Source organism: Streptomyces sp. NRRL S-378, from assembly GCF_000720645.1.
Taxonomy (GTDB): Bacteria; Actinomycetota; Actinomycetes; order Streptomycetales; family Streptomycetaceae; genus Streptomyces.
This window is the reverse complement of the sequence record NZ_JOBX01000221.1, coordinates 1-306: the sequence shown is the minus strand read 5'-3', so window position 1 is coordinate 306 and position 306 is coordinate 1. Positions and strand designations below refer to the sequence as shown.

Below are 306 nucleotides of genomic sequence, written 5' to 3'. Positions count from 1 at the left end.
CCAGGTTCCCGGTGAAGACCGGCACCTCGGCCGGATCGACCGGCGCGTCCCCGCTCACTTCTTGCCCCCCGGCTTCTCACGCAGAATGTCGAGATTCACCGACTTCGCCGCGTCCTGGGCGGCCTTGGCCTGGTCCAGGTCGCCCTCCAGGTACTCGTTCGTGGCCTTGACCGCGCCGAGAATGCACGCCTCGATCCGCTCCGCCATCGACTTGAACTCCGGCTTCCGGGCCGTCAGGTACTCGCCCAGGGCAGCCGCGACCGGCCCCATCGCCTTCTGCGACAAAGGCGGCGCCCCCACCGGCAC

At 69.6% G+C, this 306-nt stretch carries 1 protein-coding gene; it reads right to left on the bottom strand.

Annotation, left to right across the window (positions count from 1 at the left end):
* Positions 1–54 precede the first annotated feature (54 nt).
* On the bottom strand, positions 55–306 hold a 252-nt coding region (locus tag IH80_RS0138565; RefSeq protein WP_030966587.1), incomplete at its 5' end, for a DUF6507 family protein.